At 43.1% G+C, this 16,677-nt stretch carries 16 protein-coding genes; 12 read left to right on the forward strand and 4 right to left on the reverse strand.

The genetic code is table 11. The features are described from left to right. The gene (locus M301_RS02720) at positions 1–873 is read right to left on the reverse strand and encodes a prepilin peptidase (protein WP_013147227.1); all 873 of its coding nucleotides are present in this window, start codon (positions 871–873) and stop codon (positions 1–3) included. Between the two features lie 231 nt (positions 874–1,104). Between M301_RS02720 and M301_RS02725 the strand changes: the two genes are divergently transcribed. After that, entirely contained in the window at positions 1,105–1,485 is a 381-nt protein-coding gene (locus M301_RS02725; RefSeq protein ID WP_013147228.1) for a hypothetical protein, read from the forward strand. Positions 1,486–1,527: 42 nt separating this feature from the next. Here the strand turns inward: M301_RS02725 and M301_RS02730 are convergent, their stop codons facing one another. Further along, complete coding sequence (locus tag M301_RS02730) at positions 1,528–2,526, reverse strand: polyprenyl synthetase family protein (protein WP_013147229.1); 999 nt, start codon at positions 2,524–2,526, stop codon at positions 1,528–1,530. 223 nt (positions 2,527–2,749) lie between these two features. Here M301_RS02730 and rplU point away from each other — a divergent pair, with 223 nt between their 5' ends. The 6 genes from rplU (at position 2,750) to M301_RS02760 (ending at position 7,643) form a co-directional block, all read left to right on the forward strand. Continuing rightward, positions 2,750–3,115 (forward strand): 50S ribosomal protein L21, encoded by a 366-nt coding sequence (gene rplU / locus M301_RS02735; protein WP_013147230.1) that lies wholly within the window; start codon positions 2,750–2,752, stop codon positions 3,113–3,115. A 33-nt stretch (positions 3,116–3,148) separates the two neighbouring features. Next, the gene (gene rpmA / locus M301_RS02740) at positions 3,149–3,409 is read left to right on the forward strand and encodes a 50S ribosomal protein L27 (protein WP_013147231.1); all 261 of its coding nucleotides are present in this window, start codon (positions 3,149–3,151) and stop codon (positions 3,407–3,409) included. Positions 3,410–3,600: 191 nt separating this feature from the next. Then, positions 3,601–4,689: an Obg family GTPase CgtA gene (cgtA, locus tag M301_RS02745; RefSeq protein WP_013147232.1), complete on the forward strand. Its 1,089-nt coding sequence runs from the start codon at positions 3,601–3,603 to the stop codon at positions 4,687–4,689. 1 nt (position 4,690) lies between these two features. Beyond that, entirely contained in the window at positions 4,691–5,854 is a 1,164-nt protein-coding gene (gene proB / locus M301_RS02750) for a glutamate 5-kinase (RefSeq protein ID WP_013147233.1), read from the forward strand. Between the two features lie 71 nt (positions 5,855–5,925). Then, on the forward strand, positions 5,926–6,423 hold the full coding sequence (gene purE / locus M301_RS02755; protein WP_013147234.1) for a 5-(carboxyamino)imidazole ribonucleotide mutase: 498 nt from the start codon (positions 5,926–5,928) through the stop codon (positions 6,421–6,423). A 56-nt stretch (positions 6,424–6,479) separates the two neighbouring features. Continuing rightward, positions 6,480–7,643: a 5-(carboxyamino)imidazole ribonucleotide synthase gene (locus tag M301_RS02760; protein WP_013147235.1), complete on the forward strand. Its 1,164-nt coding sequence runs from the start codon at positions 6,480–6,482 to the stop codon at positions 7,641–7,643. A gap of 114 nt (positions 7,644–7,757) precedes the next feature. Here the strand turns inward: M301_RS02760 and rpsT are convergent, their stop codons facing one another. Beyond that, positions 7,758–8,093: a 30S ribosomal protein S20 gene (gene rpsT, locus M301_RS02765; protein WP_013147236.1), complete on the reverse strand. Its 336-nt coding sequence runs from the start codon at positions 8,091–8,093 to the stop codon at positions 7,758–7,760. 186 nt (positions 8,094–8,279) lie between these two features. Between rpsT and murJ the strand changes: the two genes are divergently transcribed. The 5 genes from murJ (at position 8,280) to M301_RS02790 (ending at position 14,496) form a co-directional block, all read left to right on the forward strand. After that, the gene (murJ, locus tag M301_RS02770; protein ID WP_013147237.1) at positions 8,280–9,824 is read left to right on the forward strand and encodes a murein biosynthesis integral membrane protein MurJ; all 1,545 of its coding nucleotides are present in this window, start codon (positions 8,280–8,282) and stop codon (positions 9,822–9,824) included. Continuing rightward, positions 9,825–10,721 carry a bifunctional riboflavin kinase/FAD synthetase gene (locus tag M301_RS02775; protein ID WP_013147238.1) on the forward strand — a complete coding sequence of 299 codons (897 nt, stop codon included), beginning with the start codon at positions 9,825–9,827 and terminating at the stop codon, positions 10,719–10,721. Between the two features lie 32 nt (positions 10,722–10,753). Next, positions 10,754–13,573, forward strand: coding sequence for an isoleucine--tRNA ligase (gene ileS, locus M301_RS02780; RefSeq protein ID WP_013147239.1), 2,820 nt, complete (start codon positions 10,754–10,756; stop codon positions 13,571–13,573). 107 nt (positions 13,574–13,680) lie between these two features. Then, entirely contained in the window at positions 13,681–14,145 is a 465-nt protein-coding gene (gene lspA, locus M301_RS02785; RefSeq protein ID WP_238524656.1) for a signal peptidase II, read from the forward strand. Positions 14,146–14,184: 39 nt separating this feature from the next. Continuing rightward, on the forward strand, positions 14,185–14,496 hold the full coding sequence (locus M301_RS02790; protein ID WP_013147241.1) for a DUF1905 domain-containing protein: 312 nt from the start codon (positions 14,185–14,187) through the stop codon (positions 14,494–14,496). A 34-nt stretch (positions 14,497–14,530) separates the two neighbouring features. Here M301_RS02790 and M301_RS02795 read toward each other — a convergent pair whose 3' ends face one another. Beyond that, positions 14,531–16,672 carry a two-component system response regulator gene (locus tag M301_RS02795; RefSeq protein WP_013147242.1) on the reverse strand — a complete coding sequence of 714 codons (2,142 nt, stop codon included), beginning with the start codon at positions 16,670–16,672 and terminating at the stop codon, positions 14,531–14,533. Between the last annotated feature and the right edge of the window lie 5 nt (positions 16,673–16,677).

A 16,677-nucleotide genomic window follows, 5' to 3' on the forward strand; every position in this document is an offset into this window, starting at 1 on the left:
TTAAGTTAAATAATAACTGGCAAGTTGCGGCCCTAAAAACAGCGCTGCAATACCGCCAATCGCTAAAAATGGACCAAACGGCATGGGGATTTCACGCCCACGTTTTGTAAACACAATCAGACTAATACCGATGACAGCGCCCAGTACTGAAGACAGTAAAATCACTGCAGGTAGTAATTGCCAGCCAAACCAAGCGCCGAGTGCCGCGAGTAATTTAAAGTCGCCATAACCCATGCCTTCTTTACCAGTCACTAATTTAAATGCCCAATAAACTGACCATAAAATAAGATAGCCAGCCATCGCGCCAATCACCGCAGATTTTAAGTCAGTAAAGCCATTGTTAAGGTTGAGTAGCAGGCCCAGCCATAATAGTGGCAGTGTGATGTCATCAGGTAATAGTTGAGTGTCGAAGTCAATAAAGGTCAGTGCTATCAGTGCGAAAGTGAATATCCATGCAAATAAAGTCAGGCTGGTGTAGCCGAATTTCCAGCTGACTAGGCCAATCAATAAGCCTGTCAGCGCCTCAATTAGAGGGTAGCGCACGCTGATAGCGGTTTTGCAGCCGCTACATTTACCTTTCAGTAAGAGTAGGTAGCTAATGACTGGAATATTTTCTAGTGCGGTAATTTTATGCCCGCATTTTGGGCAAGCTGAACGAGGGTGGGCGAGGGTGTATTTGGTCGCCTCTGTAATCTCTTTGCCTTGCAGTTCAAGGCAGTTGTTATGCCATTCGCGCTCCATCATCTTGGGTAATCTATGAATCACCACATTCAAAAAACTGCCGACCATTAAGCCAAAAATAACGGATATGGAAATAAAAAGTGTGGTGTTCCCTTGTAGCAAACTAGAAATATCAGAAAATCCGCTGAACATAACAATCCTTAAAATTAAAAATACATGCTTGCCACTGTAAACTTATCGCATCATCGCACCGTTAAATACTTGTGGCAATAAAACTGGCTGGAATTCATATAAATTTTATATGGAAAATTTAAGCACTTGAAATTGCAGCAAGCCGTCACAAGTATAAAGGTCATATTATAATGTTTGCATCAAGATCTATTCGATGGCTATATTTGGCGTAACGGCCAAGAAGGAAACTAAATGACAGACACTAATCAACAAAACACCATTGAGTTATTACAGGCTGAGCTCAATCATCCTGCATGGGATGAGCCTATTGTTTGCCGTGTAGAGGTTGATTTGCCCACATGGCTTTCACAGTTAGCCGGCGGCCGCGACTGGGAAGTGTACTCTGAAGAAGAGGAAGAAAATTGCATTAGCTTTGCAATGCGTCAAGGCTCAACTCGCGACACAAAACATGTGCCTAAGTTAGCCGAGGTTACTTTGTACCATAACGGCTACGCCATTGTGGATGTTGATGGTAAGTCTTTGTTTGATGGGTCGTTAACTTCAGGTGTAAACGAGTGTGCGCACTTGAGCTATTATCACGCCGATAGTGGAGAGAAAATTACATTGAATTAATCTTGAGTTAGTAATGTTCAATCAAATGGGATAAGTTGCCATTTAATAATTTCGAGCTACGGCAAACTCCGCTAAGGTTAACATGGCCTGCTTATAAGGCGAATCAGCAAAATGTGCGATAGCCGCGCAGGCTAACTCAGATTCTTTAGCGGCTACCTTACGCACATGATCCAGTGCGCCAGTTCGTTCAACAGCACTTAATACGGTAACTAAGTCCTCTAAACCGCCATGTTCGATGGCGCGCTTTATTGTTTCTGCCTCATCGGCTGTCCCGTTGCGCATGGCATATAGCAAGGGTAGTGTGGGTTTGCCTTCGCTTAAATCATCGCCTAAATTTTTGCCTATCTCTGAGGCATTGCCACTTAAGTCTAGCACGTCGTCAATGAGCTGAAATGCTGTGCCAATATGCATACCATATTGACTCAATGCTTCTTCATCGCTGGGTGAGGCGTTGCTGATAATGGCACCTAAACGCGTAGCCGCTTCAAATAATTTAGCAGTTTTGTAATGAATGACTTGTAGATAGGCTCCATCTGTCACATCGGCATTGTGTATATTTAATAATTGCAGCACTTCGCCTTCGGCAATAACGTTGGTAGCATTGCTTAATACCTCCATTACGCGCATATTTTGTACAGCAACCATCATTTGGAAAGCCCGTGAATATACAAAGTCACCCACTAACACACTGGCGGCATTGCCAAAAATAGCATTGGCAGTATTTTGTCCGCGACGTTTCGATGATTCATCCACTACATCGTCATGCAGCAATGTGGCGGTATGAATAAATTCAACTACCGCAGCTAATTGGTGATGCTCAGGTTTCACTTCTCCAAAAAGCCCGCCTGAAAGTAGTACCAATATAGGACGTAAGCGCTTGCCACCACTATTAACAATGTAATGAGCAACCTGATTAACTAAGGTCACCTCAGAGTGCAAAGAGTGAGTGATGACTGTATTCACCGCCAGAATATCAGCGGCGATGCAAGATTGAATAGTGTTTAAAGGCGAGCTACTAGAAGAAGTGTTGCTTTGCGTCACGATAATGAACCTTAAAAAGTAGCGAATATTTTATCACAGCCACCTTTTAAGGTTGAGTTATAGCTGTTTTTATATCCTAGCAATAGCCATATAAATCGTGAGATAATAGCCGACTGACATTAATGCTGCAGTTTTTTGAAATTGCATGCGATTATGGTTTGCTTTGCTAGATTATTTGCGTATAATGCCGAGTTCTTTAGAAAGCGTAATTTAAGGCTCAATCATGTATGCTGTAATTAAAACTGGTGGTAAGCAATATCGCGTAATTTCAGGCGAAAGATTAAAAGTTGAAAAATTAGAAGTTGAAGTTGGCGGTACTGTAACGCTAGATCAAATTTTAATGGTTTCAGATGGTGACAACACAACCATCGGTTCACCTATCATTAACGGCGCAACTGTAAAAGCAACCGTGCTTTCACATGGTCGTGGTGACAAGGTAATGATTTTCAAATTCCGTCGTCGTAAACATTATCGTAAAACACAAGGCCATCGCCAAAGTTTTACTGAAATCCAAATCGGCGAAATTTTAGCTGCAGGTCAAGCTGCTGCAAAGCCAGCAAAAGCAAAAGCCGCTAAAGCTGCAGAATAATTGAAGCAATAAATAAGACTTAAGGATTAAATCATGGCACACAAAAAAGCAGGCGGTAGTTCACGTAACGGTCGCGATTCACACTCACAACGACTAGGTGTTAAAGCATTTGGTGAAACAGTAGTGACAGCAGGTAGTATTATTGTTCGTCAACGCGGTACAAAAATGCACGCAGGCGAAAATGTTGGCATGGGTAAAGATCATACTTTGTACGCAAAAGCGGACGGTAAAGTATCATTTGCAATTAAAGGCGCTTTAAAACGCCACACTGTAAGCATTATTGTTGCAGTTTAAGTTTAAATAACTTTATTAAAGCCTCATCGTTTGATGGGGCTTTTTTATTTGGTAAACTCTCACGTGTGAGCAACCAGCTTAAACTGGTTAACTCTACTGAAAGACCTTTACAGGCATACAGGAATGACGGGATTGCTTTAATTTTATAGCTGCTTTAAAAGATTAAAGTATTTCTACATTAGGTCAAGAAAATGAAATTTATAGACGAAGCAACAATTAAAATCTACGCAGGCGACGGTGGTAACGGCGTTGCTACGTTTCGTCGCGAGAAATACGAACCGATGGGTGGCCCAAGTGGCGGTGACGGCGGCCGTGGCGGCTCTATCATCATTGAAGCCGATCGCAATATTAATACCTTAGTCGATTATCGCTATACGCGTACATTCAGAGCGCAACGTGGCGAAAATGGCCGCAGTGCTGAGTGCTACGGCGCAAAAGGCGAGGACATGGTATTGCGTGTGCCAGTCGGTACTGTGATTTCAGATAAAGCCAGCGAGCAAATGTTAGTGGATTTGAGTGAGCATGGTCAACGTGCGCAGATGGCGTCCGGAGGCAAGGGTGGTTTAGGTAATGTGCATTTTAAATCAAGCTTGAACCGCGCGCCACGCCAATGTACCAAGGGTGATGTAGGTGAAGAGTTTGAGCTTTATTTAGAGCTTAAAGTGTTAGCTGATGTTGGCTTGCTAGGCATGCCAAATGCGGGTAAATCTACATTTATTCGCTCAGTTTCTGCGGCAAAACCTAAGGTAGCTGATTATCCTTTTACCACCTTGCATCCTAATTTGGGTGTGGTTCGTGTGGATACGGAACGTAGTTTTGTGATTGCCGATATTCCAGGCATCATTGAAGGCGCTGCTGAAGGCGCAGGACTAGGCCATCAGTTTTTACGCCATTTGCAACGTACTTCTTTGCTATTGCATTTGGTCGATATTGCGCCATTTGATGAGGCTGTTGATCCAGTTTATGAAGCGAAAGCGATTGTTGAAGAGCTTCGTAAGTATGATGAAGCGTTGTATGATAAGCCACGCTGGTTGGTGTTGAACAAAATCGATATGTTGCAGGAGTCACAAGAGGTCGTAAAACAGTTCGTTAAAGACTACGGCTGGAAAGGTCGCGTATTTGCGATTTCGGCCATTAGCGGTGTTGGCTGTAAAGAGCTGACGTACGCAATCATGCAGCATATCGAAGAAAATAAGCGTGAGGCTGAAGATGCTTTGGCTGATACAGGCTTGGTTAATGAGAGCGCAGCAAGTAAAACTGTGACAAAAAAAGACGATTAGAATGACTGCTGTGGAATCACAATTGCTAGCTTCACCATCATCTAATTCATCGTCACTTTTGCTTGAAGCCAAAGTGATCGTAGTGAAAGTTGGCTCTAGTCTTGTCACCAATAATGGTAATGGTTTAGACCAAGCGGCAATTGCTGCTTGGGCGGCGCAAATTGCCGCTTTGGTGCAACAAGGCAAGCAGATTGTATTAGTTTCTAGTGGTGCAGTTGCTGAAGGTATGCAAAGATTGGGTTGGAAAAAACGCCCAACGGCTGTGAATGAATTGCAAGCTGCAGCAGCTGTAGGTCAAATGGGTTTGGTGCAGATGTACGAGAGCTGTTTTACTGAACATCAGTTACATACTGCGCAAGTGTTGTTAACCCATGATGATTTGGCTGACAGAAAGCGCTATTTGAATGCGCGCAGCACTTTACGTACTTTGCTTGATTTAAAGGTGATCCCTATCATCAACGAGAATGATACGGTAGTGACTGATGAAATTCGCTTTGGTGATAATGACACTTTAGGTTCATTGGTGGCTAATTTAATCGAAGCTGATACTTTAGTGATTTTAACGGATCAGCAAGGTTTGTATTCTGCTGACCCGCGTAAAGATAAAGATGCCAAGTTTATACAACATGCTACTGCAGGTGATGTAACACTAGAGCAGATGGCCGGCGGTGCTGGTAGCAGTGTTGGCACTGGCGGAATGTTAACCAAGATTCTTGCTGCAAAGCGCGCTTCCAGAAGTGGTGCAAATACTATCATTGCCTCAGGTCGTGAAAGAAACGTGCTGGTTCGTTTAGCCGCTGGTGAAGTAATTGGTACTCATCTGCAAACCACAGAAATGAAAACGACCGCGCGCAAGCAATGGTTAGCCGATCATTTACAGTTACGCGGAAAGTTAACGTTAGATGCAGGCGCGGTAAAAGTCATCAAGCAAGATGGCAAAAGTTTATTGCCAATTGGCGTAACAGCTGTTGAAGGTAGCTTTGAGCGCGGCGAAGTCGTTGCTTGTTGCGATGAAAATGGCGTGGAGTTGGCGCGTGGTTTAGTCAACTACTCAGCCATGGAGGCGACTAGAATCATGCGAAAATCTAGCAAAGACATTGAGAAAATATTGGGCTATGTGGAAGAGGCGGAATTGATACACAGAGACAATTTAGTCTTGTTGTAACGCTCAGCCAAAAATACTTATATTTTAATTTTTTGTGAATTTGATACATAAAGAATAACAAAGGAATGTTAATGAATAAACAACCTTTAGTAGCGATTATTATGGGCTCTGATAGTGATTGGCCTATTATGAAAGCTGCTGCCCAGATGCTAGCTGACTTTGATATTGCTTATACTGCAGACGTGGTTTCAGCGCATCGCACTCCTGATTTAATGTTTAGTTTTGCCGAAACTGCTGCACAAAAAGGTTATCAGGTGATTATCGCTGGTGCAGGTGGCGCCGCACATTTGCCTGGTATGGTAGCGGCTAAAACTACTTTGCCAGTGTTAGGCGTGCCTGTGCCTTCTAAACATTTACAAGGCCAGGACTCACTTCTTTCTATCGTGCAAATGCCTAAAGGCATCCCAGTGGCTACCTTTGCAATTGGTGAGGCTGGTGCGGCGAATGCTGGTTTATTTGCAGCATCGATTTTAGCGAATCATGATGCGGCTTTAGCTGGTAAATTAGCCGAATTTCGCACTAAGCAGGCTGCAAAAGTGCACGCTATGGAATTAAGTGATAAGCCATAAATATCATCAAGTGAAATATTATTAAGTTCTAACATCAATCAAACAGTATTCAATATATGAACCATCATCAAGAGCAAACACCAGTCATTCTTCCACCTGCAATGCTAGGCATGCTCGGAGGCGGTCAACTCGGTCGTTTTTTTGTAGTCGCGGCCCACGAAATGGGTTACAAAGTCACGGTGTTAGACCCTGATGCGAATAGCCCAGCAGGCAAGATTGCCGATGTACATATTTGCGCAGCATTTGATGATAAAGGCGCTTTATTAAAGCTAGCTAACACCTGCGAAGCAATTAGTACTGAATTTGAAAATGTACCAGCAGATTCACTCTCTTTTTTGGCTGAAACTAAACCTGTGCGTCCAAGTGCTTATAGTGTTGCGATTGCGCAGCATCGTGTAAGTGAGAAAAACTTTCTTAAACATGCTGGCTTGCCAGTTGCGCCATTCGAAGTCATTAATGAGGTAGAAGATTTACCGAATGATGACAGTGATATTTACCCAGCTATTCTAAAAGTTGCACGTTTCGGTTATGACGGTAAAGGTCAGGCTAGAGTCAAAAATCAACATGAAGCACAAACTGCATTTGCGCAATTTGAGCGCGAAGAGTGTGTGTTGGAGAAAATGTTGAAACTTGATTATGAAGTTTCAGTCGTGTTGGCGCGTGATGTGCAGGGCAATGTTGCTACATTCCCAACATCAGAAAATAGTCATCTCAATGGAATACTGGACGTCTCAATCGCACCCGCGCGTGGGCGCGATGCGATTAGCCATCAAGCGCAAAAGTTAGCGATTCTTGTGGCTGAAAAATTGGCTTATACAGGCGTGCTGGGAGTAGAATTTTTTGTTTGTAACGGTGAATTATTAGTGAATGAGATTGCGCCTAGACCACATAATTCTGGGCACTATACAATTGATGCTTGTGTGACGAATCAGTTTGAGCAGCAAGTGCGAGCAATGACCGGTTTGCCATTAGGTAGCTCAAGGCAGCATAGTTCAGCTGTGATGGTCAATCTATTAGGTGACATCTGGCCTGAAGATGCAGACTCTGCGCCTGAGTGGCAAGTTGCATTAAATAACCCAATGTTGAAAATGCATTTGTACGGTAAGCAGCAAGCACGTGCAGGCAGAAAAATGGGGCACTTTACCGTGATTAATGTGAGTCGTGATGAGGCGATCAAGCAAGCAATGCAAGTGCGTGCGGAATTAAAAATCGGAGAGTAATAGAGATGTGTAGTTAGCGCTCTAAATTGATTAAGAGTTCTTAGGTTCTGGAATTCTTAATCACAGAAAATAAAAAAACCTCGCATTGCGAGGCTTTTTTATTAAATACAACGATTAAGCTGTTTTAGGTGCGGCTTTAGCTTTAGGCGCAGCTTTTACTTTCGCTGCTACAGCTACTGGAGCTTCAGCAGACATCGCTTTAATCGCAGCATTTAAGCGGCTTTTATGGCGTGATGCTTTATTTTTATGAATGATGTTTTTGTCCGCAATGCGGTCAATCACGCTTACATTCTCGCTATACACAGCAGTAGCGGCAACTTTATCGCCAGCTTCTACAGCTTTAATAATTTTTTTAATCGCGGTACGCAAAGTAGAACGCAAACTTGCATTGTGAGCGCGTTGCTTAACTGCTTGACGAGCACGTTTTCTTGCTTGTGCGGTATTTGCCATCTATGTTTCTTTCCTAAAGGGTGCTAAAAGCTATTCAAAATACGAAGCCCATAATCATAGCTATTTTCTAAACACATTGCAAGTTTAAATGAAGTAAATATCATCGCTATTTGCCGCATGATGTCTGTTGGCATGATAAAATCGCTTAATATGTTGTTAATAAGCCAAATTTCCCCAATTTAAATTATGAATCTACTCAAAGCATTAGCCAAAGTTGGCAGCATGACTTTTGTGTCTCGTATATTGGGATTTGTGCGAGATACCTTGATTGCACGGGTGTTTGGCGCGGGCATGTTGAGCGATGCATTTATCGTTGCGTTCAAAATTCCTAATTTATTACGCCGAATTTCGGCTGAAGGTGCTTTTAGCCAAGCTTTCGTACCTATTTTGGCTGAATATAAAAGTCAGCGTAGTTTTGATGAAACGCATAATCTCATTAGCCGTGTTGCTACGTGGTTAGGTCTGATTCTAGTGGTTGTGACTTTGCTTGGTATGTTGGCCGCGCCGTGGATAGTTTCGCTTATTGCCCCTGGTTTTACCGCTGACCAACCGAAAATGCAGCTGACGGTTGAGTTGTTGCGCATTACTTTTCCTTATATTTTCTTTATCTCGCTAGTTTCAATGGCGGGTGGAGTGCTCAATACTTATAATAAATTTGGCATACCAGCATTTACGCCTGTTTGGTTGAATGTCAGCATGATTGCAGCGGTATTGTTTTTTGCCGATCATTTTGCTGAACCGATTAAAGTGCTGGCGTGGGCAGTGTTTTTTGGAGGATTTCTACAATTAATTTTTCAGATTCCGTTTCTAAAACAAATAGGCTTGTTACCTAAACTTGATTTTCATGCAGGCGATGATGGAGTGTGGCGCATTTTAAAGTTGATGGGTCCAGCAGTGTTGGGTGTATCAGTGGCGCAGATTTCTATGATCACGAATACGATATTTGCATCATTCTTAAAAACAGGTAGTGTGAGCTGGTTGTATTACGCAGATAGATTAATGGAGTTTCCAACAGGCGTGCTAGGTGTGGCCCTGGGTACTATATTGCTACCTAGTTTATCTAAAGCCTATGCGGGTAAAGATGAGAGTGAATACTCACAATTATTAGATTGGGGTTTGCGCTTAACCTTTATTTTAGCTGCACCTGCTGCTGTAGCATTAGCCGTACTCGCAACACCTTTAGTGACGGCTTTATTCCATTACGGAAAATTTACTCCGATTGATGTTGTGATGACGCAGCAAGCACTCGTAGCCTATAGCGTTGGTTTGCTAGGTTTGATTTTAGTGAAAATCCTAGCGCCAGGTTTTTATGCGCGACAAAATATTAAAACACCAGTTAAAATTGCTGTTTTCACATTAGTGATTACGCAATTGATGAACGGTTTGTTTATTTTTGTATTGCCTTTGCAACATGCTGGCTTGGCCTTGGCGATTGGCCTAGGCGCTTGTATCAATGCATCATTGCTTTATTATCATTTGCGTCAGCATAATATTTTTCAGCCGCAACCTGGCTGGACAATCTTCTTGCTTAAACTCTTTGCTGCGCTTAGTGTGATGGGTATCACGCTTTATTTTGCCATGGGTGATACTGGTGCTTGGCTGCATTATGGATTAATGAAGCGACTTATTTATCTTACTGGCTTAGTCGTGCTTGGAGGCGTGAGTTATTTTGCAACGCTAATGTTGCTAGGATTTAAGCCACGCGATTACATTCGTAGAGTTAAGCACTAAATGCAAATATTTCGCCATATTCCTGCACAGCAACAGCAGCCTTGCGCGTTGGCGATAGGTAACTTTGATGGCATGCACTTAGGGCATCAGGCTTTATTGAAAAAACTGAATGAGACTGCAAAAGCGCTCAATCTGACTTCTGCCGTAATGACGTTTGAGCCGCATCCACGTGAGTTTTTTGCACCAGAAACAGCGCCGGCACGATTAAGTTCGCTGCGTGAAAAGCTTGAGCATTTTGCAGAAGCTGGTGTTGAAACCACTTATGTATGTCGCTTTAATCGACGTTTAGCCAAGTTAACACCACAAGAGTTCATGCAAAATATTTTGCGAGACTCATTGAATGCGCAAGCTATTTTGGTGGGCGATGATTTTAGATTTGGCGCCATGCGCGCTGGCTCTATATTAGATTTTTTAGAGGCGAAGTTTAATCTCATTAGTTTGCCGCAAGTTGATTTAGATGGTGCGCGCGTTTCTAGTACCCGCGTGCGCTCTGCATTGGCCACGGGTGCGTTACATGAAGCCAGTGTGTTATTAGGTCGCCCTTACAGTATGAGTGGCAAAGTGGTGCATGGTGCTAAGCTGGGGCGTCAACTTGGTTTCCCAACGGCTAACGTGCATATGCGACATGAGCGTCCTGCGTTAACGGGCGTGTATGCAGTAAAATTAGACGGTATGAACAGTGTGGCAAATTTAGGTGTGCGGCCGACAATTGCTGGCGTTTCAAAGTTGATGTTAGAAGTGAACGTATTAGATTTTAATGCAGACTTATACGGTCAACATGTACACGTGGAGTTTTTGCATAAAATTCGCGATGAGCAGAAGTTCGATGGCTTAGACGCCTTGAAGACACAAATTGCGCTGGATGTTGAATCCGCCAGAGATTTTTTTAAGAAATAAATATTAATCAGTAATCTATTAAGAAATAAACCATGACTGAAGAAGCTAAAGATTCAAAGTACAAATTAAACTTACCAGAAACCACGTTTCCTATGCGTGGCGATTTAGCTAAGCGTGAGCCAGCTTGGCTTAAAGAATGGCAAGATAAACAGCTGTATCAAAGAATTCGTAAGACCCGTAAAGGCGCTAAGAAATTTATTCTGCATGATGGCCCACCGTATGCTAATGGCGATATTCATATCGGTCACGCGGTCAATAAAATCTTAAAAGACATCATTATCAAATCTAAAACCATGAGTGGTTTTGATGCACCTTATGTGCCGGGCTGGGATTGTCACGGCTTGCCAATTGAATTGGTCGTTGAAAAAAATCACGGTAAAAATATAGATCCAGCCAAGTTTCGTGAGCTTTGCCGTGAATACGCGGCAGAGCAAGTCGCGCGCCAAAAGAAAGATTTTATCCGTCTAGGTGTGTTAGGCGATTGGGATAATCCATATTTAACAATGGATTTCAAAACTGAAGCCGACATCATGCGCGCTTTGGGCGACATTCAAAAAAATGGTTATTTATACCAAGGCAGCAAACCCGTACATTGGTGCGTGGATTGCGGTTCAGCTTTAGCTGAAGCTGAGGTTGAGTATGAGGATGTGAATTCGCCTGCGATTGATGTTGGGTTTAAGGTTGTTGATAACGCCGCATTGGGTAAAGCATTTGGCTTAGAGGTGACAGGCACTGTTTATGCCGTGATTTGGACGACTACGCCTTGGACGCTGCCAGCTAACCAAGCCGTTTCTGTGAACGCAAATTTAACTTATGACTTAGTCAAAACAAGTCGTGGATTGCTAATCTTAGCGCAGGACTTGGCGAAAGCAACTTTAGAGCGTTACGCTGAAACTGATGCAGTCGTGCTTGCTAGCTGCCTAGGCGCTGCTTTAGAGAAGCTAGTTCTACAACATCCATTCGACAACCGCCAAGTGCCTATCATTTGTGGTGATCACGTCACAACCGATGCGGGTACAGGTTTGGTCCATACTGCTGCCGCGCACGGTAACGATGACTGGCTGGTGATGAAAGCAAACTTCCCAAATGAAAAGCCACGTATTTTAATGGGTGGCGATGGCAAGTTCTTTAATAGTGACTTGGTTGAGTTTGCAGCGATTCGCGGCCTAGACCGAAAAGAAGCTAACAAGGTGATTTTGGCTGCCATGACAGAAAGCGGCGCTTTACTTGCAAGTGCACGCTTGAATCACAGTTTCCCACATTGCTGGCGCCATAAAACGCCATTGATGCAACTGGCTACGCACCAATGGTTTATCGGTATGTACGCGCAAGATGCCGTTGGCATTAGCTTGCGCGAATATGCCAATAAAGCCGTAGATGCCACTGAGTTCTTCCCAGCTTGGGGTCGTGCGCGCTTAGAGGCGATGATTAAAAATCGTCCTGATTGGTGTGTATCTCGCCAACGCAACTGGGGCGTGCCTATGCCATTCTTTGTGCATAAAGAAACAGGTGAACCGCATCCACAAACTGCAGACTTGCTTGAAGCAGCAGCATTGCTGGTAGAGAAACGCGGTGTTGAAGCTTGGTTCAGCTTAGATGGCGCAGAGTTCTTGGCCGAGCATGCAGCATTAAATGCGGCTGATTACAAAAAAGTGACGTATACCTTGGATGTTTGGTTTGATTCTGGCGCAACGCATGCGGCAGTATTGAAGCGTCGCCCTGAATTGGCATTTCCCGCTGATTTGTATCTTGAAGGTTCAGACCAACATCGTGGCTGGTTTCAAAGCTCATTGTTAACAGGTTGTGCGATTGATGGTCGCGCGCCATACAATGCCTTGCTGACGCATGGTTTTGTAGTGGATGGCGCTGGCCACAAAATGAGTAAATCCAAAGGTAACGTGGTTGCGCCGCAAAAGGTGATGGATACCTACGGTGCAGATATTCTGCGCTTATGGACGGCTTCAACGGATTACTCTGGCGAACTCACGATTTCAGATGAAATTTTAAAACGCGTCGCAGAAAGCTATCGCCGTATTCGTAACACCATGAAGTTTTTATTGGCAAATATCGCTGATTTTGATGCAAATAAAGACTTGCTGCCAGTAAATGAATGGTTAGAGATAGACCGTTACGCGCTGCATCTAACGCAAAAGCTACAAACAGAAGTATTGGCTGATTATGACCGCTACGAATTTCATTTAGCCGTACAAAAATTTGTGAGCTTCTGTTCAGAAGATTTGGGCGGTTTCTATTTAGATATTCTTAAAGATAGACTCTATACAGCAGGTGAGAACTCGCCAGCACGCCGTGCGGCACAAAGTGCATTACATCACATTACGCATTGCATGATGCGTTTGATGGCGCCGATTTTGAGTTTTACCGCGAATGAGATTTGGCAAACTTTAGGTTTAGAAACTGATAAAACGGTGTTTGAGGATGTTTGGTATGAGTTGCCTCAACATGGGTTAAGCTCAGAACGTATCAGCGTTTGGGAGGCGGTTATTGCTACACGTGGTCAAGCTGCAAAAGAGATTGAAATATTACGTGCAGCAAGTCAGGTTGGCTCTTCGTTACAAGCAGAATTGGAACTCTATTTACCTAGTGTAACTTTTGATGCTCTAAATAGTTTAGGTGATGATTTACGTTTTGCGATGATTACCTCTAGTGCAAAAGTTTACAAAGTAGCGAGTAATGTTGAACAGAAAATTTTAGTGAGTCCAAGTGCTTACAAGAAATGTGACCGCTGCTGGCATTACCGTGCTGACGTAGGCTCTGATGCTGAACATCCACATATTTGTGGTCGTTGTGTTAGCAACTTGTTTGGCAATGGTGAGGTGCGTAAATATGCTTAATTTCTTTGCTTCTGTCATTCCCGTGGAAACGGGAATCCATTTTTATGCTTTTTTAAAACATAACGTCAACATGGATTCCCGTTTCCACGGGAATGACGGGGTTTGAAATGGTGGCTATTTATAAATGGTTAGGCATTAGCGCCATTGTAGTGGCGCTTGATTTATACACCAAGCATTTGATACAAGGCGCTTTTGCTTACGGCGAAATGCTTACATTTACCAGCTTTTTCGACTTAGTACATTATCACAACGAGGGTTCAGCTTTTGGCTTTTTGCATGACGCTGGCGGTATTCAGCGTTGGTTCTTTGCTGGTGTTTCTGTCATTGCCATTATTGTGATTAGTTATCTTATTCAGAAGCATCGTACTGAGAAGTTATTTTGTGTGGGTTTAGCTTTGGTGTTGGGTGGGGCAATCGGTAATTTGTATGACCGCGTAACATTAGGTTATGTCATCGATTTTCTAAATTTTCATTACCAACAAATGTATTGGCCTGCTTTTAATGTGGCGGATAGTGCGATTTGTGTGGGCGTAGGCTTGTTACTGCTGGATAGTTTTAAAAAACCAAACTAAAGATAATCAATATATTTTTAAGCTAAATTGTGACTTAACATGATAGATATAAACTTTACGTTTATTGGTAAATGTTGGTTGTGGCAGGGCAAGGGTACGTGGCACTTCATCACTTTGCCGCAAGATAAATCTGAAGAAATAAAGTTCTTTAGCGATAACCATTTTGGTAAACGGCGCGGTTGGGGCTCGGTGCGAGTCTCTGCCAATATTGGTGGAACTATTTGGGAGACTTCGATTTTTCCATCTGGTAGCTTAGAAGCTTATATCTTACCTATAAAAGCTGAAGTGCGTAAAAAACAGAAGATAGTAGCGGGTGATGATGTAGAAGTGTTACTGCAAATCAGTATTTAACTTGATAGCGGTTTGCTTGCTGGTAACTAGCTGGCTACTTACTTTTAAACCACCTCACAATTTCTGCTGCAGGCAACGGTATTGAATAAAAGAAGCCTTGCACAACCTTGCAGCCACTGGCTTTGACAATATCTGCTTGAAATTGATTTTCAATTCCCTCGGCAACTATATCTAGGCTGAGAGCGTCTGCTAAAGCAACAATCGCTTTCACAATCACCCGATCTTCCTCGCTATTTTGTAAGCCGTCGATAAAAGTACGGTCAATCTTTACCTCATCCACCGACCAGCGTTTTAGATACATGAGCGATGAGTGCCCCATGCCAAAATCATCTAAAGAGATATTAAAGCCAGCTTCTTTAATAAAGCGCATATTTTTCTTTACTATATCAATGTCATCTAGCAAAGCGTGTTCAGTAATTTCAATGCACAGCATATTCGTTGGAATTTGATATTTAGCCGGTACCGTTTTTAATGCTTGGATGAGACTATCCGACCGTAGATGGCGTGCTGAAATGTTAATGGAAACACGCGGTACTTGATACGCTTGGTCTAGCCATGTACGAATTTGCAGGCACACAGCTTCTAGCACCCAATCACCAATTTGGTTGATCAGGGATGACTGCTCGGCAATTTTGATGAATTCTAATGGCGAAATTAAGCCACGTTCAGGATGCTGCCACCTTAACAATGCTTCTATGCCGATGAGGTTCTGGTTTGTATTTTCCACCTGAGGCTGATACTCTAAAAAGAGCTGGTTTTCTTTTAGAGCGTGGCGAATTCCGTTTTCCATGTCCAACCATTGGTGGGCAATGAAATTCAGGTTGGTGGTATAAAACTCAAAACAATTACGGCCGTTCTGTTTGGCTCTGTACATGGCAAGATCAGCAAAGACCAGCAGTGACTGCGGGTCTACAGTATCATCTGGGTAAACGCTAACACCTATGCTTATGGTGCAATAAACACGTTGCTGATACAGCTCAAATGGCGTTGTGAATTTAGCGATAATGTCGCGGACCAAGCGATGGGCATCTTGCGGCGATGCATCCTCCATAATCATTACAAACTCATCACCACCCAGCCGGCAAAGCGTGTCAGAGGCGCGTATGCACTCTGAAATACGTTTGGTTGCCATCATGAGTAGTAAATCGCCAGCTTCGTGACCAAGTGTATCGTTGACTAATTTAAAATGGTCTAAATCAAAAAATAGTAATAAGACTTGGCTATTTGTTCGGCTAGCTTTTACAACCGCATGACTCAGTCTTTGCTTAAATAGATTGCGGTTTGGCAAGCCTGTTAGCTCATCATGTGAGGCTAAAAACTCAACACGACGATTGAGGGCTATCATCTCGCTTACATCGCGCCCAACGCCTCGGTAGCCAATAAAGCGTTTATCTGCATCAAATATGGGTTTGCCTGATACGCGTAAGTAAACCAGTTTGCCTGATTCATCAATAAAATGTACAACGTAGTCAGAAAAATGTTTATGCGATTTTAGCGTTTCAAGCATTTCACTGGGTGAGTGGCTATGGCAGGTTTGTGCTAAATCTACTAGGCTGTAGAATCCAAGCCCAGCAGGACTTCCAGCTAGAGCCTGGATTTTTAATTGAGCATCTGACTCCCAAAACCAATCGGCTGAAGCTTCGGCAAAGTCTCTGAAGCGAGCTTCGCTTTCAATCAACTTTTGCTTTTCTTCATTCAGCTCAATCAACTTCTTATCTAGCTTGATACGCATAATGTCAGCATGCTGCTTGTCTAAGCGCAATGGACCAAAGTGCGATTTCCCACTACTTTCTTGAGGACTGGCTTGATCACCTGCATGAATGACTTTAGCAATTACAGGTAGTAAATCTTCCATCATCATCGGTTTAACCAAAAACTTGGTTGCCCCTAAAGACATCGCGAAACGCTCGTCTTGATCTGAAGTATAAGTAGCTGTGTAAAAAATAAAGGGAATTTTTTGTAAATATTGGTTTTGCTTGACCTCACGACACAGGCCATAGCCGTCCATTTCAGGCATTAGAATGTCAGAAACGATTAAATCGACAGGATGAGTTTTTAAGTATGCTAATGCCTTTAAGCCGTTGTCAAAGCTTGCCACTTCATAGCCTTTACTCGTGAGTACTACTTCTAGTAAATGCCTTGAATTTTCGTCATCTTCAGCGACTAATATTTTCATTAATA

Origin of the sequence: Methylotenera versatilis 301, from assembly GCF_000093025.1 — a bacterium.
Taxonomy (GTDB): domain Bacteria; phylum Pseudomonadota; class Gammaproteobacteria; order Burkholderiales; family Methylophilaceae; genus Methylotenera; species Methylotenera versatilis.

Bases quoted from the DNA above. Each gene is read 5' to 3' on its own strand.
- murJ (WP_013147237.1), top strand. From the start codon at position 8,280: ATGAATCTACTCAAAGCATTAGCCAAAGTTGGCAGCATGACTTTTGTG.
- proB (WP_013147233.1), top strand. From the start codon at position 4,691: ATGACTGCTGTGGAATCACAATTGCTAGCTTCACCATCATCTAATTCA.
- M301_RS02790 (WP_013147241.1), top strand. From the start codon at position 14,185: ATGATAGATATAAACTTTACGTTTATTGGTAAATGTTGGTTGTGGCAG.
- rpmA (WP_013147231.1), top strand. From the start codon at position 3,149: ATGGCACACAAAAAAGCAGGCGGTAGTTCACGTAACGGTCGCGATTCA.
- rpsT (WP_013147236.1), bottom strand. From the start codon at position 8,093: ATGGCAAATACCGCACAAGCAAGAAAACGTGCTCGTCAAGCAGTTAAG.
- ileS (WP_013147239.1), top strand. From the start codon at position 10,754: ATGACTGAAGAAGCTAAAGATTCAAAGTACAAATTAAACTTACCAGAA.
- M301_RS02720 (WP_013147227.1), bottom strand. From the start codon at position 873: ATGTTCAGCGGATTTTCTGATATTTCTAGTTTGCTACAAGGGAACACC.
- cgtA (WP_013147232.1), top strand. From the start codon at position 3,601: ATGAAATTTATAGACGAAGCAACAATTAAAATCTACGCAGGCGACGGT.
- purE (WP_013147234.1), top strand. From the start codon at position 5,926: ATGAATAAACAACCTTTAGTAGCGATTATTATGGGCTCTGATAGTGAT.
- M301_RS02795 (WP_013147242.1), bottom strand. From the start codon at position 16,672: ATGAAAATATTAGTCGCTGAAGATGACGAAAATTCAAGGCATTTACTA.
- lspA (WP_238524656.1), top strand. From the start codon at position 13,681: ATGGTGGCTATTTATAAATGGTTAGGCATTAGCGCCATTGTAGTGGCG.
- M301_RS02775 (WP_013147238.1), top strand. From the start codon at position 9,825: ATGCAAATATTTCGCCATATTCCTGCACAGCAACAGCAGCCTTGCGCG.
- rplU (WP_013147230.1), top strand. From the start codon at position 2,750: ATGTATGCTGTAATTAAAACTGGTGGTAAGCAATATCGCGTAATTTCA.
- M301_RS02725 (WP_013147228.1), top strand. From the start codon at position 1,105: ATGACAGACACTAATCAACAAAACACCATTGAGTTATTACAGGCTGAG.
- M301_RS02760 (WP_013147235.1), top strand. From the start codon at position 6,480: ATGAACCATCATCAAGAGCAAACACCAGTCATTCTTCCACCTGCAATG.